Origin of the sequence: Streptomyces sp. NBC_00080, from assembly GCF_045041255.1 — a bacterium.
GTDB lineage: Bacteria > Actinomycetota > Actinomycetes > Streptomycetales > Streptomycetaceae > Streptomyces > Streptomyces coriariae.
Genome location: NZ_CP108235.1, coordinates 1642611 through 1666665, shown reverse-complemented (window position 1 = coordinate 1666665; position 24055 = coordinate 1642611). Strand labels below are relative to the sequence as shown.

Here is a 24055-nt window from a genome sequence, read left to right as displayed (position 1 = left end):
GTCAGTACTTCCAGCGGTAGGCCGCGGCCACCCGCTCGTCGTCGAGCCCGTCGACGGCGTCGATCTCGCCCTGCCGTACGGCGCTCACGGCGTCGGCGAGGACCGGGCCGAGCGCGGTCCGCAGGACCTCGTCCCCGCGGAACTCGGCGAGCGCCTCGGCGAGCGAGGTCGGCAGCCGGCGCACGCCCCGGGCGGCGGCTTCCCCGGCGTCGAGCCGGGCCGGGTCCCCGTCGCTCTCCTCGGGCAGGACGGCACCCGACGCGAGCCCGGCCAGCCCGGCGGCGATCAGGCAGCCGAGGGCGAGGTACGGGTTGGCGGCCAGGTCGACCGGCTTGACCTCCAGATTCGCCTGTTCCGCGCGGCGGCCCGCCGTACCGCGCACCAGACGCAGCGCGCACTCGCGGGTCTCCAGGCCCCAGGCGGTGAACACCCCGGCCCACTGGGACGGTTTGAGGCGCAGATGGCTCGCCGGGCTGGGCGCGGTCACCGCCGTGAGGGCCGGGAGCCGGGCCAGCACCCCGGCCGCGAACGCCTCCGCGTCGGCCGTCATGCCGTGCCGCCGCACTCCGCCCGCGTGCAGGTTCGTGCCGTCCCGCCAGGCGGAGAGATGGACGTGCCCGCCGTTGCCGACGCCCTCCGCCACGACGGCGGGGGAGAAGGACACCCGCAGGCCGTGGCGCCGGGCCAGCGCGCGGATCGTCTGGCGGACGAGGACGCTGCGGTCGGCCGCCGCCACCGGGTCGAGCGCGCCCACCGAGATCTCGAACTGGCCGGGCGCGTACTCCGGATGGATCTGGTCGACGTCCACGCCCTGCGCCGCGCAGGCGGCCAGCAGCTCGACGGTGTACTCGCTCAGCTCGATCTGCCGGGTCGCGCCGTACGCCGGTCCCGTGGCCGCCGGGACGAACTCGCCCGCGGGCGCCGAGTCCAGGCCGACCGCCCACTCGATCTCGATGGCCGTCTTGAAGGCGAGCCCGTGCTCGCGGGCCGCCCGTGCGACGACACGGCGCAGAAAGGTGCGGGAGCAGCCGGGGTGCCGTTCCCCGTCCTGGGTGACGCGGTCGACCGGCGCCCAGGCCCAGCCGGGCTGCCCGGCCAGGGCCACGAGCCGGTCGAGGTCCGGGTACAGACGCAGATCACCGTCCGGGGAGCCCAGCACATCGGTCGCGACGATGTGGTCGTTCGCCAGGAACGTGTCGAACACCGGAGACATCCCGACGCCCCAGGCCGCCGCCGAGGCCAGCCCGGCCGTGGGGATCGTCTTCACCCGGCCGATGCCCGCCGTGTCGACATAGGCCAGGACGATCCCGTGCACGCCTCTCGCCGACAGCTCGCCGGCGAGCGCGCCGGCCCGCTCGACCTCTCCGGGACGCCCGCCGGGGACGGGATCGGCAAGGGTGGTCATACGTCCTCCACGGTCGCTGCGTCCGTTGCGTGCCGTACGTCCGTCAGGGTTTCACGGCCACCGCGCCGTACTGCGGCACCACCGCGAGGGAGTCGGCCTCGCCGCGCCAGCGCGAGCAGGACACCAGGCCCGGCTCCAGCACGTCCAGGCCCTCGAAGAACGCGGCGATCTCCTTGCCGCCGCGCGCGGTGATCGGCGGGGTGGCGTTCTCGTTCCAGAACTTCATCGCCGGGATCTGGCCCTCACCGCCCACCTCGCTGTCGTGGGTGGGGTGCGTCAGCACCAGGAAGCTGCCGGACGGGACGTCGGCCATCACCTTGCGGACGATGTCCCGGGCCGCGTCGAGGTCCAGGACGAAGTTCAGGATGCCCAGCATCATCACCGCGACCGGGCGGGTGAAGTCCAGGGTGCCCGCCGCGCGTTCGAGGATCTGGGCCGGGTCGTGCACATCGGCGTCGATGTAGTCGGTGACGCCCTCGGTGGTGCCGGTCAGCAGCGTACGGGCGTGCGCCAGCACGATCGGGTCGTTGTCGACGTACACGATCCGCGACTCGGGCGCGACGCGCTGCGCGATCTCGTGGGTGTTGTCGGCCGTCGGCAGCCCGGTGCCGATGTCGAGGAACTGCCGCACCCCGCGCTCCTCGGCGAGGAACCGCACCGCCTGCCCGAGGAACCAGCGGTCCGCGCGCGCGATCTCCCGGATGAGCGGGAACATCCCGGCGACATGCTCGCCGACCCGCTGGTCGACCTCGTAGTTGTCCTTGCCGCCGATCCAGTAGTTCCACACCCGCGCGTTGTGCGCGACGCTGGTGTCCAGCCTTGCCGACCCGCTCACCCGAGAGCCCCTTCTCACGTCCTGCCCGTGTCACGGGCCTGCGTCCGCCATTGTGCCGCCGGATGATCACCGTTGTCCCCGGTAGGGTGAAATCCGGTGATCCCGTACAGGAAGCAGGCCATGCCCTACTCGCACGCCCCCCGCCCGACCGCCTCCGCGTCCCCGGCGGGTCCCGTCGACATCCGGCTGGTCGTCACCGATATGGACGGCACCCTGCTCGACGACGACAAGAAGGTGCCCGAGGGCCTGTGGGAGACGCTGGCGCGGCTGCGGGAGCGCGGGGTGCTGTTCAGCCCGGCGAGCGGGCGCCAGTACGCCACTCTGGCCGCGGAGTTCGCCGAGGTCGCCGAGGGCATGGTGTTCATAGCGGAGAACGGCACCTACGTGGTTCGCGACGGGGAGGAGCTGAGCTCCGATCCGCTGGCCCCGGGAGTGGTCGCGCGGGTCATGGAGGCCGTGCGCGGTCTCACGTCCGAAGGCGTCGACGTGGGCGCCGTCGTCTGCGGGAAGCGGTCCGCCTACGTCGAGCGGGCCGACGAGGCGTTCCTCGCCGAGGTGGGCCGGTACTACGTGCGGCACCGGGTCGTCGAGGACGTCACCGCCGTCGACGACGACATCATCAAGGTCGCTCTCTTCGACTTCGGGTCCGCCGAGCGGACCACCGCACCGGCTCTCGCGCCCTTCGCGGGCACCCACCAGGTCGTCGTCTCCGGCGAGCACTGGGTCGACGTCATGAACCGCACCGCCAACAAGGGCGCCGCGCTGCGCGCGCTCCAGCGCGAGCTGGGCATCACACCCGCGCAGACCATGGTGTTCGGCGACTATCTCAACGACCTGGAGATGCTGGACGCCGCCGACTGGTCGTTCGCCATGGCCAACGCCCACCCGGAGGTCGTCCGCCGGGCCCGCCACCTCGCGCCCTCCAACAACGACAACGGGGTGCTGCGCACCGTCACCCGCCTGCTGGACCTCTGACTTCCCGGACGGCACGCCGCGAGCCCTGCCCTGCGGGCAGACGGCGCTGCTTTGCGGACACGCCCTAGGCTGCGCGGTATGACCGAACCGGCCGTTGTCGCCCGCCTGACCCGCGAGATCACCTCGGGACTCGAACCCGGCCGACTGGCTGTGTTCTACCAGGATCTGCACCGCCATCCCGAGCTGTCCTTCCAGGAACACCGCACCGCCGGGAAGCTGGCCCAGCGGCTGCGCGAGGCCGGGTACGAGGTGACGGAGGGGGTGGCCCGCACCGGTGTCGTCGGGGTGCTCGCGAACGGTGACGGGCCGGTGGTGTGGCTGCGGGGAGACATGGACGCGCTGCCCGTGCGGGAGGCGACCGGGCTGCCGTACGCCTCGACCGTCGACGGCCTGATGCACGCCTGCGGCCACGACCTGCACGTCACCTGGCTGGTGGCCGCCGCCGAGGCGCTCGCCGCCGCCCGCGGGACGTGGTCCGGGACGCTCGTCGTGGTCGGGCAGCCCGCGGAGGAGGCCGGGGGCGGCGCCCGGGCGATGGTGGCCGAGGGGATCCACGCCCGCTTCCCGCGCCCGGACGTGCTGTTCGGCCAGCACGTGGCGCCGGGACTGGCCGGGTTCTACCCGCACACCCCGGGCCTGACGCTGTCGGCCTCGGACGACGTCGACGTCGTCGTGCACGGTGTCGGCGGGCACGGTTCGCGGCCCGAGTCGACGGTCGACCCGGTCGTGACGGCCGCGTACATCGTCACCAGGCTCCAGACCGTGGTCGCGCGCGAGGTGGCGGCGAGCGAGTCGGTGGTACTGACGGTGGGGAGCTTCCACGCCGGTACGAATGCCAACATCATCCCCGCCGAGGCCCGGCTCGCGCTGAACGTGCGCACCCAGGACACCCGGGCGCGCGAGCGGGTCCTCGCCGCGATCCGGCGGGTCGTCGAGGGGGAGTGCGCCGCCGCGGGGTGCCCGGTCCCGCCCGAGGTCACGGTCCACGCCGGCTGCCCGAACACCGTCAACGACGCGGCCCTGGACGGCGAGATCGCCGCCGTGCACCGCGAACTCTTCGGCGAGCACACGGTGTTCGACTTCGGGCAGGCGCTGGGCAGTGAGGACTTCTCGCTGCTCGCCCCGGCGGGCGTGCCCTACGACTACTGGTACGTGAGCTCCACCCCGGCGCCCGTGTGGGAGGCGGCGCCGGGGGAGGAGCTGCGGGAGAAGTTCGCGGGCGTGCCGGGAAACCACAGCCCGTTGTTCGCGCCGGACCTGTCCGTGCTGGTGCCGGGAGTGCGCACGCTGGTGTCCGCGGCGCTCTCCCGGCTCACCGGCTGAGGCGCGGGCGGCCCGCGCGGGGCATCAGGGCCTGAGCGGATCGTGGCCGATCGTCATCAGACGGTGGCGTGCGCGGGTGTCCTCGGCCCCGGGCTCGTCCTCCAGGTCCGCCTGCGCGGTGACCGTGTCCACGACCCGGTACATCACCCGGACGTCGTCGTCGGTCAGGTCGATGCGCCGCTTCTGGAGGATCGCCAGCACATGCTGCCCGGTGGGGGTCCCCGCCTCCTCGGGCAGGGGCTCGGCGTTCTCGTCGGCGTCCCGCACCCGCAGCCAGGCGGCCAGCTCCTGCGAGGTCATGTTCACCACGCGGTGGAAGTCCTCCCACAGCGCGTCGAGTTCGAGTGCGTCGGTCATGACGGGTGTTCCGCTCCTTCTGTGGATCAGTGCTCGCGCGGCCAGTTCTCCGCCTCGAACATCCACCGCTGCTTCTCCAGCTCGGCGGTGATGCCGATGAGCAGGTCCTGGGTGACCGGATCCGCCTGCTCGGTCGTCGTGATCCGCTCCCGCAGCCGTGCGATGGCCGCCCCCAGCGTCTCCGCGATCACCTGGACGACGTCCTCGTCGCGCAGCCAGCCGTCCTTGGGGGAGGGCAGGGTGAACGCCGAGGCGATCGTCTCCGGGCGGCCGTCGGGCGGCAGGCCCAGCGCCGCCGCGCGCTCCGCGACCGTGTCGGCGTACGAACGGGCCGTCGAGACCACCTCGTCGAGCTGGAGGTGGATCGAGCGGAACCGGGGCCCCACGATGTTCCAGTGCGCCTGCTTCCCGATCAGGGAGAGGCCGAGAAGATCCACGAGGGTGGTCTGCAACGCGTCGAAGGTGACCTGGCGGGCCGGTTCGGGCAGGGGGCTCTTCACGACAGTCATGCGGTGCTCCTCGTCGTCGCGTCGTGTCTGGCGGTACGGAGCAGTTCCGCGCGTTCCTCCTCCCCGGTCCCGCCCCACACACCCGACGTCCGTCCGATCGCGAACGCGTACGACAGGCATTCGGCACGCACCGTGCAGCGGGCGCAGACGCGTTTGGCCGCCGCGGTGTCGCGCAGGGCGGGTCCGCTCGTGCCCACGGGGAAGAACAGCTCAGGGTCCTCGCCCACACAGGCGGCACTGCGCAACCACTCCATGCCGGCGCGGGTGCCCCGGTCACACCACCGCAAACAGCGGCATCTCCGTTCCTTCTCAGGAAGCGGGCACACCGTCCAGGAAGCGCGTCACGTCCGCGAACACCTCGGCGCGGTTCGTCTCGTGGAAGACCTCGTGCCGGGCCCCCGGGTAGATCCGCTCGGTCAGCGCGCCGCCGCTCAGCCGTTCGACGCCGGTCCAGCTGCCGGGCAGCGGGACCAGCCGGTCGTCGTCGCCGTGCAGCCACAGCAGGGGCAGCGGGCCGGTGTCGCCGCCCTCGGCCACGGTCTCCAGGGTCCGGACGAACGCCTCCAGCGTCGGCCGCTTCATCGGCCCGTGCCAGACCAGTTCGTCCGCCGCGTAGGCCGCGCCCACGGCGGGGTCGCGGGAGAGGGCGGCGGGCGAGACGGGGAGGTCGGGGATCTGCTCGTGCGCCAGCAGCCGGCCGGGAAGCTCCCAGCCGCCGATCACCGGGCCGGACAGCACGAGCGCGGCGAGTGTGCCGCCGTACCGCTGGGCGTACCGGGCCGCGATCAGGCCGCCCATGGAGTGACCGAGCACGATCAGGGGGAGGTCCGGGTGCGCGGCCCGGGCGAGCCGCGCCGCGGCGTGCACGTCGGTGACCACGTCCTCGAAGTCCTCGATCACCACGCGCTCGCCCGCCGACCTTCCGTGCCCCATGTGGTCGGGGGCGAAGACGGCCGCGCCGTGCGCCGTCAGGACATCGGCGAGCTCGCCGTAGCGTCCGGCGTGCTCGCCGTAGCCGTGCACCACAAGGACGATCCGGCGGGGCCGCGCAGGGGACCACTCGTGTACGACGATCCTGCCGCGGGTCCCGGTGAGGACGTGTTCGGTCATCGCTCCTCCAACTGCGTCGGCGAAGGCCTCCGGGGATCTTCCCAGGGGGTCGGGCCGGGGTCTACAGTCGAAAAACTAGCAGTGCTAATCAAGGAGTCCTGACGTGCGCCCCGTCCACTTCGCGGCCGCCCGCCGCACCCCCGTCGGCCGACTGCGCGGGGCCCTGTCCTGCGTACGGCCCGACGACCTCGCCGCGACCGTCATCCGCGGCCTGGTCGCCGAGGTGCCCGCGCTCGACCCGGCCCGTATCGACGACGTCTACTGGGGCGCCGCCAACCAGGCGGGCGAGGACAACCGCAACGTCGCCCGGATGGCCGCCCTGCTCGCCGGCCTCCCCGAGACCGTGCCCGGCGCCACGGTGAACCGGCTGTGCGCCTCCGGGCTCGAGGCCGTCACGACCGCGGCCCGCACGATCGCCGCGGGCGAGGCCGACATCGTGCTGGCCGGCGGCTCCGAGTCGATGAGCCGCGCCCCGTTCGTGCTGGCCCGCCCCGACGAGGCCCTCCCGCACCGCGTCGAGACCGTCGACACCCGGCTCGGCTGGCGCCTGGTCAACCCCGCCATGAAGGAGCTGCACGGCCTGCTCGCCATGGGGGAGACCGCCGAGGAGGTCGCCACCCGGTACGGCATCACGCGCGAGCGCCAGGACGCGTTCGCCCTGCGCAGCCACCGCCTGGCGGCGCTGGCCCGGGGGGACGGTCACTTCGACGACGAACTCCTGCCCGTACGGCGCCCGGACGGCGTGGTCGTCGACGCCGACGAGGGCATCCGCGAGGACACCTCGCCGGAGAAGCTCGCGAAACTGAAGCCCGTGTTCCGGGAGGGCGGCTCGGTCACCGCGGGCAACGCCTCACCCATGAACGACGGCGCCGCCGGGCTGCTCCTCGTCAGCGAGGAGGCACTGAACGAACTGGGGCTGGAATCCCTGGGCCGCTATGTCGCGGGCGCCTCCGCCGGCGTCCACCCCGACGTGATGGGCATCGGCCCGGTCCCCGCCACCCGCAAGGTGCTGGCCCGGGCCGACTGGAGCGTCGACGACGTCCAGGAGGCCGAGTTCAACGAGGCGTTCGCCGCCCAGGTGCTCGCCTGCGTCGACCAGCTCGGCATCGACCCCGGCCGGGTCAACCCCAGCGGCGGTGCGATCGCCCTCGGCCACCCGCTCGGCTGCTCGGGGGCCCGCATCCTCACCACCCTCCTGCACCGCATGCGCCGCACGGGAGCGCGGCGCGGGCTGGCCACGATGTGCGTGGGCGTCGGACAGGGCAGCGCGGTACTCGTGGAGCGGCACTGACGGGCACTGACGGGCACTGAGCGGCACCGGGACGCGCTGCGCGGCGCCGACGCCGTCGGCCGGGACCGCCGGGAGAGAGGCCGGCGGGGCGGGAACGGCCATCAGGCGAGACGGCTTCGGGCCGTCCGGTAGGTGTGCGTAGCATCGGTCTCCGCATGAACACGATGAACTTGTGGCACATCACCGGCTGGGAGTTCGCGGCGCTGGCCCTCGCGGCCCTGCTCGTCGGCTTCTCCAAGACGGCCGTCAGCGGGGCCAACACGGTCAGCCTCGCGATCTTCGCGGCGATCCTGCCCGCCCGCGCCTCCACCGGCGTCCTGCTGCCGATCCTGATCGCCGGCGACGTCCTCGCCGTCCTCACCTACCGGCGGCACGCCCACTGGCCCACCCTGTGGCGGCTGTTCCCGGCGGTCGCGGCCGGCGTGGTCTTCGGGACGGTGTTCCTGGTGTGGGCCGACGACGGGACGGTGCGCACCTCGATCGGCGCGATCCTGCTGCTGATGGCGGGCGTCACGGTGTGGCGGCGCCGCACGGCCGACGCGGACGGCGAACCCGACGCCGTGGCCACCCGGTCCGGCCGCGTCAAGGCCCGCTCCTACGGTGTCCTCGGCGGCTTCACCACCATGGTCGCCAACGCCGGCGGGCCCGTGATGTCGATGTACCTGCTCTCGGCCGGCTTCCGCAAACTCGGCTTCCTCGGCACCTCCGCCTTCTTCTTCCTGATCGTCAACGTCTCGAAGGTGCCGTTCAGCGCGAGCCTGGGACTCATCGACGGGGAATCCCTCCTCCTGGACGCGGCACTCGTCGCGTTCGTCGTCCCCGGCGCGCTGCTCGGCAAATGGGCCGTGCCCCGTATCGACCAGCGGCTCTTCGAGCGACTGGTGATCGCGGCGACCGTGGTGGGCGGTCTCCAACTCCTGCTGCGCTAGCCGTACGGCCCGGACAGCAGCTGCCGACGGGCGGCGACGAGCCCCAGGCTCGTGTGCCCGACCATCCGGTTGAACAGCTCGACCTGCATCACCGGCCAGGCGGCCCCGGCCATGTCGAGGCGCGTGTCGGAGCTCTCGACGATGCGGCGCGCGGTGTCCGCGTCCGTACCGCCGATGATCTTCGCGACGGAAGCCTCCAGCAGTGCCGAAGACGGCTGTGCCGAAAGAGCTGCCGAGCGTGCGGAAGAAGGTGACACCGGAGGTGGCGGTGCCCAGGTCGGCGTACTCGACGGTGTTCTGCACGGCGATCGTGAGCACCTGCATGGACAGGCCGGTGCCGAGCACGAACATGTACAGCGATTCCAGCCACGCGCCCGTGCCGGGACCCATACGGGACATCAGATACAGGCCGACGCCCATCACCAGCGACCCGACGATCCGGGAGGTTACTCCTGCCCCGGATTGCGGCGCAGCAGATAGGTGTCCATGATCCAGCCCTTGCGTTCGCGTGCCTCGGCGCGCAGCCGCTCGATGCGGGGGCCGGCCTCGGCGATCGGGCCGGAGACGAGGATCTCGTCCGGGGTCCCTATGTAGGCGCCCCAGTAGATGTCGACGTCCTCCTCGGCGTAGTACCGGAAGGCCTGGTGGGCGTCCAGCATCACCACCACGTCGTCCACCCCCTCGGGGAAGCCCTCGGCGAGCCGCCGGCCCGTCGTGATCTGCACCGGACGCGCCACCCGGTTCAGGCCCGTGCGGTGCCGGGCGACGAGCGCCGAGACGCTGCTGATGCCGGGGACGACGTCGTACTCGAAGGTCACCGCGCCCCGGGCCAGCACCTCCTGGAGGATGGCCAGCGTGCTGTCGTAGAGCGCCGGGTCGCCCCAGACCAGGAACGCGCCGCTCTGGTCCTCGCCGAGTTCCTCGGTGATCAGCCGCTCGTAGATCCCGGCGCGGGCGCTGCGCCAGTCGCCGACGGCGGGGGAGTAGGCGGCGCCGCCGGCCCGGCGGTCCCGCTCCGGGTCCCGGGCCTCGACCACCCGGTAGGCGCCGTCCGGCAGATGCGTGTCGAGCATGTCGTGGCGCAACCGCGTCAGGTCACTCTTCACCTCGCCCTTGTCCAGGACGAAGAACACGTCCGTGCTGCGCAGCGCCCGGACCGCTTGGAGGGTCAGCTGGTCGGGGTCGCCCGCGCCGATACCGATGACATGAATCTTTCGCACGTCACGAGTCTGCCGTACGCCACCGACAGTGACCGGGCCGGGTCAGCGCAGCCGGGGCGCCCGCGCCCTCGCGTCCACGGCGGCGCCGGTCCGCTCGACGGTGTCCGCCAGCTCCCGCGCCCAGCCGGCCAGACCGGCGAGATCCATCCCGTACGGCCGGTCCTGCCCCGCGCCCGCCGCCCACTCCTGCACCGCCCCGGCCCCGCGCCGCAGCAGCCGAGCCCCGCCCGCGAGGTTGCCCCGGGCGGCGTGCGTCAGGCCCACCGCGAGCTGCGCGAGCCCGCGCCACAGGGTCCGCTCCGACTCCGGGCCCGCCTTCCAGGCGTCCTCGAAGACCTCGTGGGCGTGGAAGGGCTTCCCGGCGTCCAGCAGGGCCTGCGCCTCGGTGACGGTCGCCTCCGGGGCGCGGACGACGCCCTCGGGCTGCCGCTCCACACCGGGCGTGCCGTACGGCAGGGGCCGGCCGAGCCCGTCCCGCGGCCGGGCGTTGCGCGCCCGCCCCTCGCCGTCCCGGTCCCGGGGACCGGCGGGCCGGCCGCCGCTCGTACCTCCTGTGCTGTCCAAACGGTCCATACGGCGATTGTCCCGCGCCCGGGCCCTCTACGGCGCACCGCCCGGTGTGGGGTAAAGTGCTGTTCGCGCGATCACACGGCGAACACCGTGTGAAGCGCACCGGGACGTGGCGCAGCTTGGTAGCGCACTTGACTGGGGGTCAAGGGGTCGCAGGTTCAAATCCTGTCGTCCCGACCAGCTTCACGGCAGGTCGGAAGCCGCTTTCTCGTCATCGAGAAGGCGGCTTCGGTGCGTTCGGGCACGTCGCCGGTCCCGTCGGCCGCCTTCGCCGCCGCGGTAAAAGCCCTTGCCCTCAAGCGCACTTCAAGGGCAAGACTCCCGTTCGAGCCGGAGGACACCGGCCGAACGGGAGGATCCAGCATGAAGTACCGCACCATAGGCACCGACCCGGCCACCCGGCGCGAGGTCAGTGTGCTCGCGCTCGGGGCGATGCTGTTCGGGTCGGTGACGGACGAGGAGACGTCCTTCGCGATTCTCGACCGGTACGTCGAGGCCGGCGGGAACTTCGTCGACACGTCCGACAACTACGCCTTCTGGGTCGACGGCGGCCAGGGCGGCCAGAGCGAGGAACTGATCGGCCGGTGGCGGCGCAGCCGGGGCGTCGGCCACGAGATCGTCGTCGCGACCAAGCTCGGCGCCCGGCCGCTGGCGCCGGGCACCAGCTACACGGACAACGCGGAGGGCCTTTCCGCGAAGGTGATCCGGGAGTCCGCCGAACGCAGCCGGGACAGGCTCGGCGTGGAGAAGCTGGACCTGCTCTACGCCCACATCGACGACCACGCCGTCCCGCAGCGCGAGACCGTCGAGGGCTTCGCGGAACTCGTCGCGGAGGGCACGGTCGGCCTGCTCGGGGTGAGCAACCAGGCCATGTGGCGGGTGGAGCGGGCCCGCGCCCTCGCCGCCGCGGCGGGACTGCCCGGCTACGAGGTGCTCCAGTACCAGCACAGCCATCTGCGCCCCCGCTGCGACGTCCCCGGCGAACTCTTCCCGGACGGCAGCCTCGGGCACGCCGGCGCCGAACTCCTCGGCTATCTGCGGGCCGAGCCCGGCCTCACCCTGGTCGCCTACTCGCCGCTGCTCGCCGGCGCCTACGTACGGCCGGACAAGCCCCTGCCGCCGGACTACGACCACCCGGGCACCCCGGCCCGGCTCGCCGTGCTGCGCGAGGTCGCCCGAGAGACCGGCGCGAGCCTCAACCAGGTCGTGCTGGCCTGGCAGTTGGGCGGGGAACTGCCGATCGTCCCGCTGGCCGGGGCGTCGTCGGTGGCGCAACTGGAGGAGAACCTGGCCGCCGTCGACCTGGACCTGACCGCGGACCAGCGCTCCCGGCTGGACGCCGCGCACTGACGGCCGGGCGCCGGCCGGGGCGCCCTGCGGCGGTCCCCCCGGGAGCAAGGGGGGAGGCTACGCTGAGATCATGCCGTCCAACCGCCGTACCGCCAGACAGGCCGACCTGCTGGAACGCCTCGTCGCGCTACTGACGGCGGAGGGGTTCTCGGACCTCACCCTGGACGACCTCGCCGAGCGGCTGCGCTGCTCCAAGACGACCCTGTACCAGCTCGCCCGCAGCAAGCAGGGGCTGGTCGTGGAGGCGGTCAAGCACTACTTCCGCGGGGCCACCGAGGCGGTCGAGAAGCGGGTGGCGCAGACCGTCGACCCCTCGGACCGCGTCCGCGTGTACCTGACCGCCGTGGCCGAACAGCTGCGCCCGCTCTCCCGCCGGTTCCTCGACGACGTGGCGGACTTCCCGCCGGCCCGCGAGGTGTACGAGGCCAACACGCGGATGGCCGCGGAGCGGGTGCGCCGGCTGATCGCCGAGGGCGTCTCGGACGGCGCCTTCCGTGAGGTGCACACGGCGTTCGTCGGCGAGGTCGCCGCCGCGACCATGCGCCAGATCCAGCAGGGCGAACTCAAGACCCGCACCGGGCTGACCGACGCGGAGGCCTACGAACAGCTCGCGTCGCTCATCGTGCACGCCGTCTCCTCCTGAAGCGTCCGAAGCGGGCCGAAGCGGGCCGGAACGGATCGAGGGGGACACTCTCCGGCCGTGGTCGGATGCCGCTCAGCGCCCCATTGCCGTACTGTGAATGATACGTTCGTACGCACTTCAGTATCACTTCCAGTACTCACCGGTACTCCTACGTGGAGGTCACCATGCCTGCCACTCGTGCCCTGCCGACCGAGGAAGCCGTCGAGCTCATCCAGCTCACGCGCACCCTCGCCGCCAAGGAACTCGCACCCCGGGTCGCCGACGCGGAGGCGGACGAGGCGTTCCCCCGGGACGTCTTCCGCACCCTCGGGCGCAGCGGTCTGCTCGGGCTGCCCTTCGCCGAGGAGGACGGCGGGGCGGACCAGCCCTACGAGGTCTACCTCCAGGTGCTGGAGGAGGTCGCCGCGGTCTGGTCGAGCGTCGCCGTGGGCATCTCCGTGCACGCCCTGTCCTGCTTCCCGCTGGCCCGCTTCGGCACCGAGGAACAGCGGCGCAGGTGGCTGCCGGACATGCTGGGCGGTGAGCTGCTCGGCGCCTACTGCCTGTCCGAGCCGCACGCCGGCTCCGACCCGGCGGCCATGCTCACCCGCGCGGTCCGCGACGGCGACCATTACGTGCTCAACGGCACCAAGGCCTGGACCACGCACGGCGGTTACGCCGACTTCTACACGGTCATGGCCCGCACCTCCGACGACCGGGCGCACGGCATCTCCTGCTTCCTGATCCCGGCCGGCACCCCGGGACTGAGCGCCGACCCGCCGGAGCGGAAGATGGGCCTGACGGGCTCGGCGACCGCGACCATGCGGCTGGAGAACGTCCGGGTGCCCGTCGAGCGCCGGATCGGGCAGGAGGGGCAGGGGCTGAAGATCGCGCTCGCCTCCCTCGACTGCGGACGGCTGGGCATCTCGGCCGTCGCCACCGGCCTCGCCCAGGGGGCCCTCGACCACGCGGTGCGCTACGCGCGGGAGCGGGAGACCTTCGGCAAGCCGATCATCGAGCACCAGGGGCTGGCGTTCGTGCTCGCCGACATGAGCGCCGCGATCGAGTCGGCGCGGGCCACCGCGCTGTCCGCCGCCCGGTTGAAGGATCTCGGCCTGCCCTTCACACGGGAGGCGTCGATCGCCAAACTCGTGGCCACGGACAACGCCATGAAGGTGACCACGGACGCCGTGCAGGTCCTCGGGGGGTACGGATACACCCGTGACTTCCCGGTGGAGCGCTACATGCGCGAGGCCAAGGTCATGCAGATCTTCGAAGGAACCAACCAGATCCAGCGCATGATCATCTCCCGTGCGCTGGACCGTGACGAGGGCGGTGTCCTCACCGTCCTCGGCAAGGAGTGATGATGCAGCTCGAGAACACCGCCGCCCTTGTCACCGGCGGTGCGTCCGGCCTCGGCGCGGCCACCGCGAAGGCCCTCGCCGAGGGCGGCGCCCAGGTCTTCGCCCTCGACCTCAAGGACGGCATCGACAAGGCACCCGAGGTGCCCGGCGTCACCTACGTGCCCGCCGACGTCACCGACCCCGAGCAGGTCGGCGCCGCCGTCGCCACCGCGGCGGGCTCCGGTGTCCCGCTGCGCACGGTCGTCAACTGCGCCGGTATCGGGCCGTCCGCGCGGATCCTCGGCAAGAGGGGCGTCCACGACCTCGGCCTGTACGCCAAGGTGATCCAGATCAACCTGATCGGCACCTTCAACGTGCTCGCGCTCGCCTCGGAGGCCATCGCCGCGACCGAGGCCGACGAGAACGGCCAGCGGGGCGTCATCGTCAACACCGCCTCCATCGCCGCGTACGACGGACAGATCGGCCAGGCCGCCTACGCCTCCTCCAAGGGCGGGGTCGTCGGCCTGACCCTTCCCGCCGCCCGCGACCTCGCGCAGTACGGGATCCGGGTGTGCACCATCGCCCCGGGCATCGTGGAGACGCCGATGCTGGCGACGGTGTCGGAGGAGTTCCGCGCCTCGCTCGCCGAGGGCGTGCCGTTCCCGCGCCGCCTGGCCCGGCCCGAGGAGTACGCCCGGCTGGCCCTGGCGATCGTCGACCACGACTACCTCAACGGCGAGACCATCCGCATGGACGGCGCGCTGCGGATGGCCCCGAGGTAGGTCCCGGGGTGTCCTCGGCGGCCCTCAGGGTCTGACCAGCAGCTGGAAGTCGAACGCGTACCGGGACGCGCGGTAGATGTGCGTCCCGTACTCGACCGGCCGGCCGGTGTCGTCGTACGCCGTGCGCTGCATGGTCAGCAGGGCCGCCCCCTTTTTCTCGGCCAGCAGCTCGGCCTCCTCGGCGGTGGCGGAGCGGGCGCCGATGGTCTGGCGGGCGCTGTGCAGGGTGATGCCCGCCGAACGCAGCAGCCGGTAGAGGCCCGTCGACTCCAGGCGTTCCGTGTCGAGGTCCAGCAGGGCCGGGGGCAGGTAGTTGCACAGGAACGCCACCGGCTGTCCGTGCGTGGCGCGCAGCCGCTCCAGCAGGGTGACCTCGCTCCCCTCGGGGACGCCGAGCGCGGCGGCCACGTCGGCGGGCGCCGGCACGTGCTCGTTGCGGACGACGTGCGTGGTGGGTCCCTGTCCGGCCGCCTCCAGGTCGTCGTAGAGGCTGCTCAGTTCCAGCGGCCGTTTCACCTGGCTGTGCACGACCTGGGTGCCGACTCCCCGTCGGCGCACCAGGAGTCCCTTGTCGACCAGGGACTGGATGGCCTGGCGGACCGTCGGGCGGGACAGGCCGAGGCGGGTCGACAGGTCGATCTCGTTGCCGAGGAGATTGCCCGGGGCGAGCGCTCCCTGTTCGATCGCCGCCTCCAACTGCTGGGCGAGCTGGTAGTAGAGCGGCACGGGGCTGGTGCGGTCCAGGGCGAAATGCAGCAGGTCGAGCGCGGAGCCTGGCACGGCACGGGATCGGTCGCCGGTCTTCGCCATCGGGGCACCTCCTCGGGTCGGTGGGATCGGGTGGAAGAGCGCGGGGGTGCGGGCGGCCCGGCTCAGCCCGGGCGGCCGGATGTGAGGCGGGCCAACTCCCGCCGGGCGAGGGCGACACGGTCCTTTTCGAACGTCTCCGTGCGTGTGAGGGGTACGTACGGTCGCAAGGGGTAGAGATCGATCCCGGTACGACCCATCGTGATCACGTCCCGTGGCTGGACCGACTCGGCCATGTGCGACGCTCCTCACGGTGATCGTGGGCCTGGCGTCCCCCAGGTGTAGGTCCAGGGGGCCCGCACTGTCAAGGGTTTGTACTTACATTCGGACCTGCTCGTGAAATGATGTCTTAACAAAGTATTGACAGTGAGCTCGGCAAGGGATTGGATCCGGCATCAGCAGCGCACGCCGGGTCCGAGACACCTGAACAGTCGCGGACCCGGCCCCATGGCCCCAATCTGAGTAGAAACGGGCCCCGGATCTTCGCGATCGCCTCCCCTTTTCCCGTCGTTTTCTCCGTCGCACAGTGAGGTGCAGGAAAGATGGACAGCTCTTCTCCCTCCCGCTCGAGCAGAATCGCCCCGGTCGTGGCCATGGCCGCGGCGGTGGCCCTGACCCTCGCAGGCTGCTCCAGCAGTTCCGGGGGCAAGAAGTCCGAGGAGAGCGCGGACGGCGCTTCCGCGGGCAAGGCGAGCACTCCGCAGATGACGGTCGCCCTGGTGACCCACCAGTCGCCCGGCGACACCTTCTGGGACATCGTCCGCAAGGGCGCCGAGGCGGCCGCCGCCAAGGACAACGTCAAGCTGGTCTACTCCGCCGACCCGAACGCCGGGAACCAGGCCAACCTGATCCAGAACGCGATCGACCAGAAGGTCGACGGCATCGCGGTCACCCTCGCCAAGCCGGACGCGCTGAAGGACGTCATAGCCAAGGCGAAGGCCGCGAAGATACCCGTGGTCGGTCTCAACTCCGGTGTCAGCGAGTGGAAGAACCTCGGCCTGATGGAGTTCTTCGGCCAGGACGAGACCGTGGCCGGCGAGGCGCTCGGCAACAGGCTCAACTCCGAGGGCGCCAAGAAGGCCGTCTGTGTCATCCAGGAACAGGGCAACATCGGCCTCACCCAGCGCTGTGCCGGTGTGAAGAAGACGTTCTCGGGCACGACGGAGACCCTGTACGTCAACGGCACCGACATGCCGTCCGTGAAGTCGACGATCACCGCCAAGCTGAGCCAGGACAAGGCCATCGACTACGTCGTCACCCTCGGCGCCCCGTTCGCCCTGACGGCGGTGCAGTCGAAGGCCGACGCGGGCAGCAAGGCCAAGATCGCCACCTTCGACCTCAACAAGGACCTGACGAGCGCCATCGACAAGGGCACGATCGAGTTCGCCGTCGACCAGCAGCCCTACCTCCAGGGCTACCTGGCGATCGACTCGCTGTGGCTCTACAAGAACAACGGCAACTACATGGGCGGCGGCGAGCAGCCGGTGCTGACCGGTCCGGCCTTCGTGGACAAGACCAACGTCGACGCGGTCGCCTCGTTCGCCGCGAAGGGCACCCGGTGATGAGCATGACCCACCATGCCGAGCCGGCGGTGACCACACCGCCGGCCCCCGGCCGCAAGGAGAGCGACGGCCGGACCAAGCAACGCCCTCTGGCCCTGCGGCTGTTGGCCCGCCCCGAGGTGGGGGTGTTCCTCGGTGCGGTCGCGGTGTACGTGTTCTTCCTGATCGCGGCGCCGCCGGTGCGTGACGGCAGTTCGATGGCCAACATCCTGTATCAGTCGTCGACGATCGGGATCATGGCGCTGCCGGTGGCGCTGCTGATGATCGGCGGCGAGTTCGACCTGTCGGCCGGTGTCGCCGTCATCACCTCGGCGCTCACCGCGTCCATGCTCAGCTACCAACTCACCATGAACGTGTGGGTCGGTGTGGTCGTCGCCCTGCTGGTGTCCCTCGGGATCGGCTTCCTCAACGGCTGGATGGTCGTGAAGACCGGGCTGCCGAGCTTCCTGATCACGCTGGGCACGTTCCTGATCCTGCAGGGTGTGAACCTCGCGGTGACCAAGCTGGTCACCACCAACGTGGCCACCGACGACATCAGTGACATGGACGGCTTCGGTCAGGCGAAGAAGGTCTTCGCCTCGTCCTTCGACGTCGGCGGCGTCCAGGTCAAGATCACCATCGTCTACTGGCTGGTCTTCGCCGCCATCGCCACCTGGGTCCTGCTGCGGACGAAGTACGGCAACTGGATCTTCGCGGTGGGCGGGAACAAGGAGAGCGCGCGGGCGGTCGGCGTGCCCGTGACGTTCACGAAGATCTCGCTGTTCATGCTGGTCGGTTTCGGTGCCTGGTTCGTCGGGATGCACCAGCTGTTCACGTTCAACACCGTGCAGTCCGGCGAGGGTGTCGGGCAGGAACTGATCTACATCTCGGCGGCGGTCATCGGCGGCTGTCTGCTGACCGGCGGCGCCGGGTCGGCGATCGGCCCGGTGTTCGGCGCCTTCATGTTCGGGATGGTGCAGCAGGGCATCGTCTACGCGGGCTGGAACCCCGACTGGTTCAAGGCCTTCCTCGGCGTCATGCTCCTCGGCGCCGTCCTCATCAATCTGTGGGTCCAGCGCACGGCCACCCGGAGGTGACCCCAATGACCACCGACGGAACCGGCACGCACGGCGCCATCCTCGCGGACACCGCCCCCGAGGGCGGTGACAGTCCACTCGTAGAACTGCGCAACGCGGGCAAGTCCTACGGCAACATCCGTGCCCTGCACGGGGTCGATCTCGCCGTCCGGCCCGGCCAGGTGACCTGTGTCCTCGGCGACAACGGCGCCGGCAAGTCCACGCTGATCAAGATCGTCTCGGGGCTGCACCAGCACACCGAGGGCGAGTTCCTCGTCGACGGCCACCCCGTGCGGTTCTCCACCCCGCGCGAGGCTCTCGACAAGGGCATCGCCACCGTCTACCAGGACCTCGCCACCGTGCCTCTGATGCCGGTGTGGCGCAACTTCTTCCTCGGCTCCGAACTCACCAAGGGCCCCTGGCCCCTGCAACGCCTCGACATCGAGAAGATGAAGCAGACCGCCGACGAGGAACTGCGCCACATGGGCATCGTCCTCGACGACCTCGAACAGCCCATCGGCACCCTGTCCGGTGGCCAGCGCCAGTGCGTCGCCATCGCCCGCGCCGTCCACTTCGGCGCCCGCGTGCTCATCCTCGACGAACCCACCGCCGCCCTCGGCGTCAAACAGTCCGGCGTGGTGCTGAAGTACATCGCCGCCGCCCGCGACCGCGGCCTCGGCGTCATCTTCATCACCCACAACCCCCACCACGCCTACATGGTCGGCGACCACTTCAGCGTCCTGCGCCTGGGCACCATGGAACTCTCCGCCTCCCGCGACCAGGTCAGCCTCGAAGAACTCACCAACCACATGGCCGGCGGCACCGAACTCGCCGCACTCAAACACGAGCTGGCCCAAGTGCGTGGCGTCGACGTCGAGGAGCTCCCGGAGGAGAAGGACCTGACCGCGCCCGTGGCGAGTCCCGGGGAGAAAGCGCCGTGACACGGCGCAGCCCGCCGGTGTACCGGAGTCGGAGTCGGAGCCGATCCTGATCGCGGAGCTGCGGCCCGGCAGCCCGGCGGCCCGGTGCAGAGCCGTTGGCGATCATGGAGCAGGACAGGTACCCGTGCGAGCCGGACCGGCCGCTGCCCGTAGCGGCGCGCACCCGGAAGTTCCTGCGCCAGTGCGGGGCCTGACCCGGGACCGGGTCGCCACGCGCGTCGCGCCGTCGCCGACAGGCGGCGGCGCGCCCGCGCTCGTATCGTGGTGGTGATGGGCCGCATGCGGCCCGTGCCCCCTGGTGCGGCTGTGGCCTGCGGCGGAAACCTCCTCATACGGGAGCGAGCCCATGACACACTCGTGCATCCGACTGCGCAGGGGGATCGTCGTCGCCGCCGCGGTGGGGGCGCTGGTGGTGCCGGCCGCGGGCGGGGCGACGGCCGTGCCGGCCTCGGCCCCCACGGCCGCCACCGGCACCGAACCGCCTTCGCCGTCCTCGTCCGGGGACGGCGTCGTCGAACTCACCCCGGCCGTACAGCAGCAGGTCGACGACGCCGTACAGCGGGTCATGAAGCAGGCGAGCATCCCCGGCGTGTCCGTCGGCATCTGGACACCCGGCAAGGGCGAGTACGTGAAGTCCTTCGGCGTCGCCGACAAGAGCACCGGCCGGGCGATGGACCCCGGGCTCTACATGCGCATCGGCAGCGAGACCAAGACGTTCACCGTCACCGCGATCCTCCAGCTGGTCGACGAGGGGAAGATCGGCCTCGACGACACCATCGGCGAGTACATCGACGGCGTACCGAACGGCGACAAGATCACCCTGCGTCAGCTGGCCGGCATGCGCAGCGGACTGTTCAACTACTCGGCGGACGAGGACTTCTTCAAGGCGCTGACCTCCGACCCGCAGCGGCCGTTCACCCCGCAGCAGCTGCTCGACTACTCGTTCAAGCATCCTGTGCTGTTCCCGCCGGGTGAGAAGTTCTACTACTGCAACACCAACCTGATCCTGCTCGGCCTGGTCGTCGAGCAGATGAGCGGTTCGCATCTCGACGACTACGTCCAGGACCACATCCTGGACCCGGCCGGACTGGACCACACCCTGTTCCCGACCGGCAACGAGTTCCCGACCCCGCACTCCCAGGGCTACACCGACCAGACCGCGACCGGGAAGGTCGAGGACTCCGCCGACTGGAACCCGTCCTGGGGCTGGGCGGCCGGCGCGATGATCTCCCGGCTGGAGGACCTGCGGATCTGGGCACGTACCGTGGCCACGGGCGTGCTGCCCGACGGTGAGCGGATGGTCAGCCCCGCCACCCAGAAGCAGCGCCTGATCACCCCGCCGACCCCCATTCCGGGCGCCGGCTACGGGCTCGGCATCTTCAACGTGCAGGGCTGGATCGGCCACAACGGCTCGCTGCCCGGCTACGAGTCCCTGACCATCTATCTGCCGTCGGCCCGGACGACCCTCGTTGTCGTGCTCAACACCGACATCAACTACAAGAACGAGGAGCCCAGCACCCTGTTCGGCGACGCGATCACCACGATCATCTCCCCGGACCACGTCTTCAACCTGCCGGCGGAACCAGCGGCGAGGTGAGGACGTTCAGACTGGTACCAGGTGTGTGCAGTCGTGGACGGGGAGGGTGAGATGCAGGAGGAAGAGCAGGCCGGCACCGCGGAGGTCCGGCGCCGGGCCCGGTTCGGCGCGCTGCCCGAGCGAGTACCCCCGCAGGACATGGTCGAGGAGCGGCCGGCCACCCCGCGTGACCCTGCCCGGGACGCCTACGACCCGGACGAGTTCGCGGTCCGCTACGGCCTGTGAGCCGGTGAGGGCGGCCGGGGAAGACCTCTCCCCGGCCGCCCTCGGGCGCAAATGCGCCGCGCTCAGGAGGCGCGGACCTCCGCGATCGTCACCGGCCGGTGCTCGCGCAGGGACAGCGTGCACGCCTCCGCGATCCAGCCCGCCTCCAGGGCGTCCTCGATCGTGCACGGGGAGGTACGGGTGCCGGCCACGACCTCGGTGAACGCGGTGAGTTCGGCGCGGTAGGCGGCGGTGAAGCGGTCCATGAAGAAGTCGTGCGGGGTACCGGCCGGGAAGGTCACGCCGGGCTCCACCGAACGCAGCGGCAACTTGTCCTCCAGGCCGACGGCGATCGAGTCCGTGAAGCCGTGGATCTCCATGCGGACGTCGTAACCCCGGGCGTTGTGACGGGAGTTGGAGACCACCGCGATCGTGCCGTCGTCGAGGGTGAGGATCGCGCCGGTGGTGTCGGCGTCGCCCGCCGCCTTGATGTAGTCGGCGCCCCGGTTGCCGCCGACGGCGTACACCTCCGTCACCTCACGGCCGGTGACCCAGCGGATGATGTCGAAGTCGTGCACGGAACAGTCCCGGAAGATGCCCCCGGAGGCGGCGACGTACGCGGCCGGCGGCGGGGCAGGGTCGAGCGTGGTCGAGCGCACCGTGTGCAGTGTGCCCAGCTCGCCCGAGGCCACGGCCGCCCGCGCGGCGACGAAGCCCGCGTCGAAGCGGCGGTTGTAGCCGATCTGGATGGGGACGTCACTGCCCCGGACGGCCTCGAGGACCTCGACGCCCTCGCTCATGGTCCTGGCGACGGGCTTCTCGCAGAAGACCGGGATGCCCGCCTCGACGGCGGCCAGGATCAGGCCCGGGTGGGCGTCCGTCGCCGCCGCGACCACGACACCGTCCACCCCGGCGGCCAGCACGGCCTCGGGGGAGTCCGCGACCTCGGCGCCGAAGCGCTCGGCGGCCTTCTTGGCGGCCTCCGCGAACGGGTCGGCCACGACGAGCGACCCGACGGCGTCGAGTCCGGAGAGGGTCTCGGCGTGGAAGGCGCCGATGCGGCCGAGGCCGAGGATTCCGATGCGCATGCGCTCCGCTGCTTTCCTGGTGGTTTTGGTTGCTGTCTGTTGCCGGGGTTCTGCCCCGGGCCCCGTCGCCCTTCGGGCTCGTCCTCGATCGCCGGACGGGCTCAGAACGCGGGCTCCGGATGCCTGGGCGGGGTCGAGATGTTCAGTCCAGCCCGCCGAGCACGTTCTGGTCCCAGTCGATCACCGATCCGGTGACCACGCCTGACCGCTCGGACAGCAGGAACACCACGAAGTCGGCGATCTCGTCCGGCTGGCCCAGCTTGCCCATCGGCAGTCGTGCGGCGGCCTGCTCACGCCAGTCGTCCCCGGCGCCGTGGAAGGCCTTCTGCGTCGCGTCCTCGCCCTCGGTGGCCGTCCAGCCGATGTTGAGGCCGTTGATCCGGACCCGGTCAAAGCGGTGCGCGTGCGCCGCGTTGCGGGTCAGGCCGATCAGGCCGGCCTTCGCGGCGACGTACGGCGCGAGAAACGGCTGACCGCCGTGGGCCGAAGAGGTGATGATGTTGACGACCGTGCCGGGCGCCTCGCGGGCCAGCATGTCCGCGACGGCCGCCTGCATGGCGAAGAACGGCGCCTTCAGGTTGATCGCGATGTGCTGGTCGAACAGTTCGGGGGTGGTGTCGAGCAGCGTGCCGCGGGTGGTCAGCCCCGCCGAGTTCACCAGGCAGTCGACGCGGCCGTAGGAGGCCACCGTCTCGGCCACCGCCCCCTTCGCCTGTCCGGCGTCGGAGAGGTCGGCCCGGACGAAGAGCGCTTTGCCGCCGGCGGCGGTCAGTTCCGCCACCAGCGCCTCGCCCGCTTCCGGTCGCCGTCCGGTGACGGCGACCAGAGCGCCCGCACGGACGGCGGCCCGGGCGACGGCCGCGCCGACACCCTGGCTGCCGCCGTTGACGAGGACGACCTTGTCGTCGAGAAGTCCCATGGAGGAGAGGTCCTTTCAGCTCGTGCGCCGCAGGGCGCGGGCCCGCAGCTCGTCCCGGAGTGCCCGCGGGGTCCACTCCTCGTGCAGCGCCCGCCGTACGAGGTCCGCCTGCGCGGGCGGGGCGAGGCCGTCGACGGGCGGGTCGCTGTCGAGGTTGGTGGGGAAGGGATAGCCCTCGGCGCTCGCGGCGACGACACGCTCCAGCCACTTCTCGTCCACGCCCCGCGCCCGGCGCTCCAGCAGCACGGGGTAGACCGCGTTCGCCACGGCCTCCCGGTCCACGGTCTCCATCGCGCGCCCGAGGGCCGAGGACACCTGGAGCAGGTTGGCCATCCGGCGTACGTCGGTGGTGCGGTTGGTGCCGGCGGCGTGGAAGACGGCCGGGTTGAAGAACGCGGCGTCGCCCTTCGCCAGCGGCAGTTGGACCCGGTTCTTCTCGAAGTACTCCTGGAACTCGGGCCGGCGCCACGCCAGGTAGCCGGGCTCGTACGTCTGTGAGTACGGCAGGTACAGCGTGGGCCCGGACTCCACGGGCATGTCGCAGTGCGCGACGGCGCCCTGGAGGGTGAGCACGGGGGAGAGCCGGTGGACGTGCGCAGGGTAGGCGGCGGCCCGCGCGTCGGAGAGGAAGCCGAGGTGGTAGTCGCGGTGCACGCTCTGCGCCTGGCCGCCCGGGTTGACCACGTTGACCTGGGACGTCATCTGGTAGCCCGGGCCGAGCCAGGCCCGGGCCGCCAGCGCCAGGATGTCGTTGGCGTAGTAGTCGGCGAACGCCTCCGGGTCACGCAGGGCGGCCTTCTCCAGGGCGTTCCAGACGCGGTCGTTGGCGCCGGGTCTCGCGAAGTGGTCCCCGGCGGTCGCGCCCGAGGCGCGCTGCTCGGCGATGAGCGCGTCGAAGACGGCGGTGGCCCGGTCGACGACCGCCGGATCGGGGAAGGCGTCACGGAAGACGACGACTCCGGGACCGTCGCTCAGGGCCCGCACCAGTTCGGCGCGGACCGCGCGGTCCGTTCCGGGGGCGCGCAGCCGCTCGCTGTCGTAGACGAGGACGTTCCCCTGTACCGCCGAGGCGTGCGGGAAGTCGGCGATGTCGGTGGTGCGTTCGACGAGCGGGCGGAAGGTGTCGAGGTCGCAGTCCTGCTCGGTCAGCCAGGCTTGACCTCGCACAGAGGTGAAGGACATCGTCGTCCCTTCGATGGCAATGGCGGCTCAGTGCTGCCATTCTTGTCATGACAAACCCGTCGAACAACCAGCAGGCGGC

At 71.5% G+C, this 24055-nt stretch carries 25 protein-coding genes, 1 tRNA gene and 2 pseudogenes; 15 read left to right on the top strand and 13 right to left on the bottom strand.

The window, feature by feature from the left end:
* Position 1 precedes the first annotated feature (1 nt).
* Positions 2-1405: a glutamine synthetase gene (locus OHU34_RS07420; RefSeq protein WP_405765459.1), complete on the bottom strand. Its 1404-nt coding sequence runs from the start codon at positions 1403-1405 to the stop codon at positions 2-4.
* A gap of 43 nt (positions 1406-1448) precedes the next feature.
* On the bottom strand, positions 1449-2240 hold the full coding sequence (locus OHU34_RS07415; protein ID WP_230194070.1) for an SAM-dependent methyltransferase: 792 nt from the start codon (positions 2238-2240) through the stop codon (positions 1449-1451).
* A gap of 120 nt (positions 2241-2360) precedes the next feature.
* Between OHU34_RS07415 and OHU34_RS07410 the strand changes: the two genes are divergently transcribed.
* Together OHU34_RS07410 and OHU34_RS07405 are read left to right on the top strand one after the other, a co-directional pair.
* The gene (locus tag OHU34_RS07410) at positions 2361-3215 is read left to right on the top strand and encodes a Cof-type HAD-IIB family hydrolase (RefSeq protein ID WP_142268177.1); all 855 of its coding nucleotides are present in this window, start codon (positions 2361-2363) and stop codon (positions 3213-3215) included.
* A gap of 78 nt (positions 3216-3293) precedes the next feature.
* Positions 3294-4538 carry an amidohydrolase gene (locus OHU34_RS07405; RefSeq protein ID WP_142267136.1) on the top strand — a complete coding sequence of 415 codons (1245 nt, stop codon included), beginning with the start codon at positions 3294-3296 and terminating at the stop codon, positions 4536-4538.
* Positions 4539-4562: 24 nt separating this feature from the next.
* Here the strand turns inward: OHU34_RS07405 and OHU34_RS07400 are convergent, their stop codons facing one another.
* The 4 genes from OHU34_RS07400 to OHU34_RS07385 are packed head-to-tail and all read right to left on the bottom strand — an operon-like array spanning position 4563 to position 6514.
* Entirely contained in the window at positions 4563-4895 is a 333-nt protein-coding gene (locus OHU34_RS07400) for a DUF3140 domain-containing protein (RefSeq protein ID WP_142267137.1), read from the bottom strand.
* A gap of 26 nt (positions 4896-4921) precedes the next feature.
* Positions 4922-5404, bottom strand: coding sequence for a Dps family protein (locus OHU34_RS07395; RefSeq protein WP_054241322.1), 483 nt, complete (start codon positions 5402-5404; stop codon positions 4922-4924).
* The gene (locus OHU34_RS07390) at positions 5401-5658 is read right to left on the bottom strand and encodes a WhiB family transcriptional regulator (RefSeq protein WP_057604293.1); all 258 of its coding nucleotides are present in this window, start codon (positions 5656-5658) and stop codon (positions 5401-5403) included. Before OHU34_RS07390 ends, OHU34_RS07395 begins: the two co-directional genes overlap by 4 nt.
* Positions 5659-5713: 55 nt before the next feature.
* Entirely contained in the window at positions 5714-6514 is an 801-nt protein-coding gene (locus OHU34_RS07385) for an alpha/beta hydrolase (protein ID WP_405765454.1), read from the bottom strand.
* 103 nt (positions 6515-6617) lie between these two features.
* On the opposite strand from OHU34_RS07385, the gene OHU34_RS07380 reads away from it, so the two are divergent.
* Together OHU34_RS07380 and OHU34_RS07375 are read left to right on the top strand one after the other, a co-directional pair.
* Positions 6618-7805, top strand: coding sequence for a thiolase family protein (locus OHU34_RS07380; protein WP_142267139.1), 1188 nt, complete (start codon positions 6618-6620; stop codon positions 7803-7805).
* Between the two features lie 155 nt (positions 7806-7960).
* Complete coding sequence (locus tag OHU34_RS07375) at positions 7961-8734, top strand: sulfite exporter TauE/SafE family protein (RefSeq protein WP_142267140.1); 774 nt, start codon at positions 7961-7963, stop codon at positions 8732-8734.
* Positions 8735-8751: 17 nt separating this feature from the next.
* Here the strand turns inward: OHU34_RS07375 and OHU34_RS07370 are convergent.
* The 3 genes and pseudogenes from OHU34_RS07370 to OHU34_RS07360 all read right to left on the bottom strand — a co-directional run.
* A pseudogene (locus OHU34_RS07370) lies at positions 8752-9262 on the bottom strand (hypothetical protein); the annotation flags it as partial.
* Positions 9181-9954, bottom strand: coding sequence for a precorrin-6A synthase (deacetylating) (gene cobF, locus OHU34_RS07365; protein WP_405765450.1), 774 nt, complete (start codon positions 9952-9954; stop codon positions 9181-9183). The gene cobF and the pseudogene OHU34_RS07370, both read right to left, overlap by 82 nt.
* Positions 9955-9996: 42 nt before the next feature.
* Entirely contained in the window at positions 9997-10527 is a 531-nt protein-coding gene (locus OHU34_RS07360; protein ID WP_142267142.1) for a DUF309 domain-containing protein, read from the bottom strand.
* Between the two features lie 100 nt (positions 10528-10627).
* Between OHU34_RS07360 and OHU34_RS07355 the strand changes: the two genes are divergently transcribed.
* The 5 genes from OHU34_RS07355 to OHU34_RS07335 all read left to right on the top strand — a co-directional run bounded on the left by OHU34_RS07355 (position 10628) and on the right by OHU34_RS07335 (position 14621).
* A tRNA-Pro gene (locus tag OHU34_RS07355) sits at positions 10628-10704 on the top strand.
* A 183-nt stretch (positions 10705-10887) separates the two neighbouring features.
* Entirely contained in the window at positions 10888-11874 is a 987-nt protein-coding gene (locus tag OHU34_RS07350; RefSeq protein WP_142267143.1) for an aldo/keto reductase, read from the top strand.
* A gap of 70 nt (positions 11875-11944) precedes the next feature.
* Positions 11945-12517, top strand: a complete 573-nt coding sequence (locus OHU34_RS07345; protein ID WP_054241316.1) for a TetR/AcrR family transcriptional regulator — start codon at positions 11945-11947, stop codon at positions 12515-12517.
* A gap of 164 nt (positions 12518-12681) precedes the next feature.
* On the top strand, positions 12682-13860 hold the full coding sequence (locus tag OHU34_RS07340; RefSeq protein WP_020129520.1) for an acyl-CoA dehydrogenase family protein: 1179 nt from the start codon (positions 12682-12684) through the stop codon (positions 13858-13860).
* A gap of 2 nt (positions 13861-13862) precedes the next feature.
* Entirely contained in the window at positions 13863-14621 is a 759-nt protein-coding gene (locus OHU34_RS07335; RefSeq protein ID WP_028806784.1) for an SDR family NAD(P)-dependent oxidoreductase, read from the top strand.
* Between the two features lie 24 nt (positions 14622-14645).
* On the opposite strand, the gene OHU34_RS07330 is transcribed toward OHU34_RS07335, so the two are convergent.
* Positions 14646-15431 (bottom strand): GntR family transcriptional regulator, encoded by a 786-nt coding sequence (locus OHU34_RS07330; protein WP_142267144.1) that lies wholly within the window; start codon positions 15429-15431, stop codon positions 14646-14648.
* A gap of 539 nt (positions 15432-15970) precedes the next feature.
* Between OHU34_RS07330 and OHU34_RS07325 the strand changes: the two genes are divergently transcribed.
* The 6 genes and pseudogenes from OHU34_RS07325 to OHU34_RS07300 all read left to right on the top strand — a co-directional run bounded on the left by OHU34_RS07325 (position 15971) and on the right by OHU34_RS07300 (position 20808).
* The gene (locus tag OHU34_RS07325) at positions 15971-16990 is read left to right on the top strand and encodes a sugar ABC transporter substrate-binding protein (protein WP_142267145.1); all 1020 of its coding nucleotides are present in this window, start codon (positions 15971-15973) and stop codon (positions 16988-16990) included.
* Complete coding sequence (locus tag OHU34_RS07320) at positions 16990-18066, top strand: ABC transporter permease (RefSeq protein ID WP_142267146.1); 1077 nt, start codon at positions 16990-16992, stop codon at positions 18064-18066. Before OHU34_RS07325 ends, OHU34_RS07320 begins: the two co-directional genes overlap by 1 nt.
* Before the next feature lie 5 nt (positions 18067-18071).
* Positions 18072-18986: an ATP-binding cassette domain-containing protein gene (locus OHU34_RS07315; RefSeq protein WP_142267147.1), complete on the top strand. Its 915-nt coding sequence runs from the start codon at positions 18072-18074 to the stop codon at positions 18984-18986.
* A 98-nt stretch (positions 18987-19084) separates the two neighbouring features.
* Positions 19085-19180: pseudogene (locus tag OHU34_RS07310) on the top strand (2-keto-myo-inositol dehydratase); the annotation flags it as partial.
* A 152-nt stretch (positions 19181-19332) separates the two neighbouring features.
* Positions 19333-20583: a serine hydrolase domain-containing protein gene (locus tag OHU34_RS07305; protein WP_405765443.1), complete on the top strand. Its 1251-nt coding sequence runs from the start codon at positions 19333-19335 to the stop codon at positions 20581-20583.
* A gap of 51 nt (positions 20584-20634) precedes the next feature.
* Positions 20635-20808 (top strand): hypothetical protein, encoded by a 174-nt coding sequence (locus OHU34_RS07300; RefSeq protein ID WP_200839866.1) that lies wholly within the window; start codon positions 20635-20637, stop codon positions 20806-20808.
* A 62-nt stretch (positions 20809-20870) separates the two neighbouring features.
* Here the strand turns inward: OHU34_RS07300 and OHU34_RS07295 are convergent, their stop codons facing one another.
* From OHU34_RS07295 to OHU34_RS07285, 3 genes are all read right to left on the bottom strand, one after another.
* Positions 20871-21875, bottom strand: coding sequence for a Gfo/Idh/MocA family oxidoreductase (locus OHU34_RS07295; protein WP_142267149.1), 1005 nt, complete (start codon positions 21873-21875; stop codon positions 20871-20873).
* 142 nt (positions 21876-22017) lie between these two features.
* Entirely contained in the window at positions 22018-22794 is a 777-nt protein-coding gene (locus OHU34_RS07290) for an SDR family oxidoreductase (protein ID WP_230194065.1), read from the bottom strand.
* A 15-nt stretch (positions 22795-22809) separates the two neighbouring features.
* Positions 22810-23976: a phytanoyl-CoA dioxygenase family protein gene (locus OHU34_RS07285; RefSeq protein WP_405765440.1), complete on the bottom strand. Its 1167-nt coding sequence runs from the start codon at positions 23974-23976 to the stop codon at positions 22810-22812.
* Positions 23977-24055 lie beyond the last annotated feature (79 nt).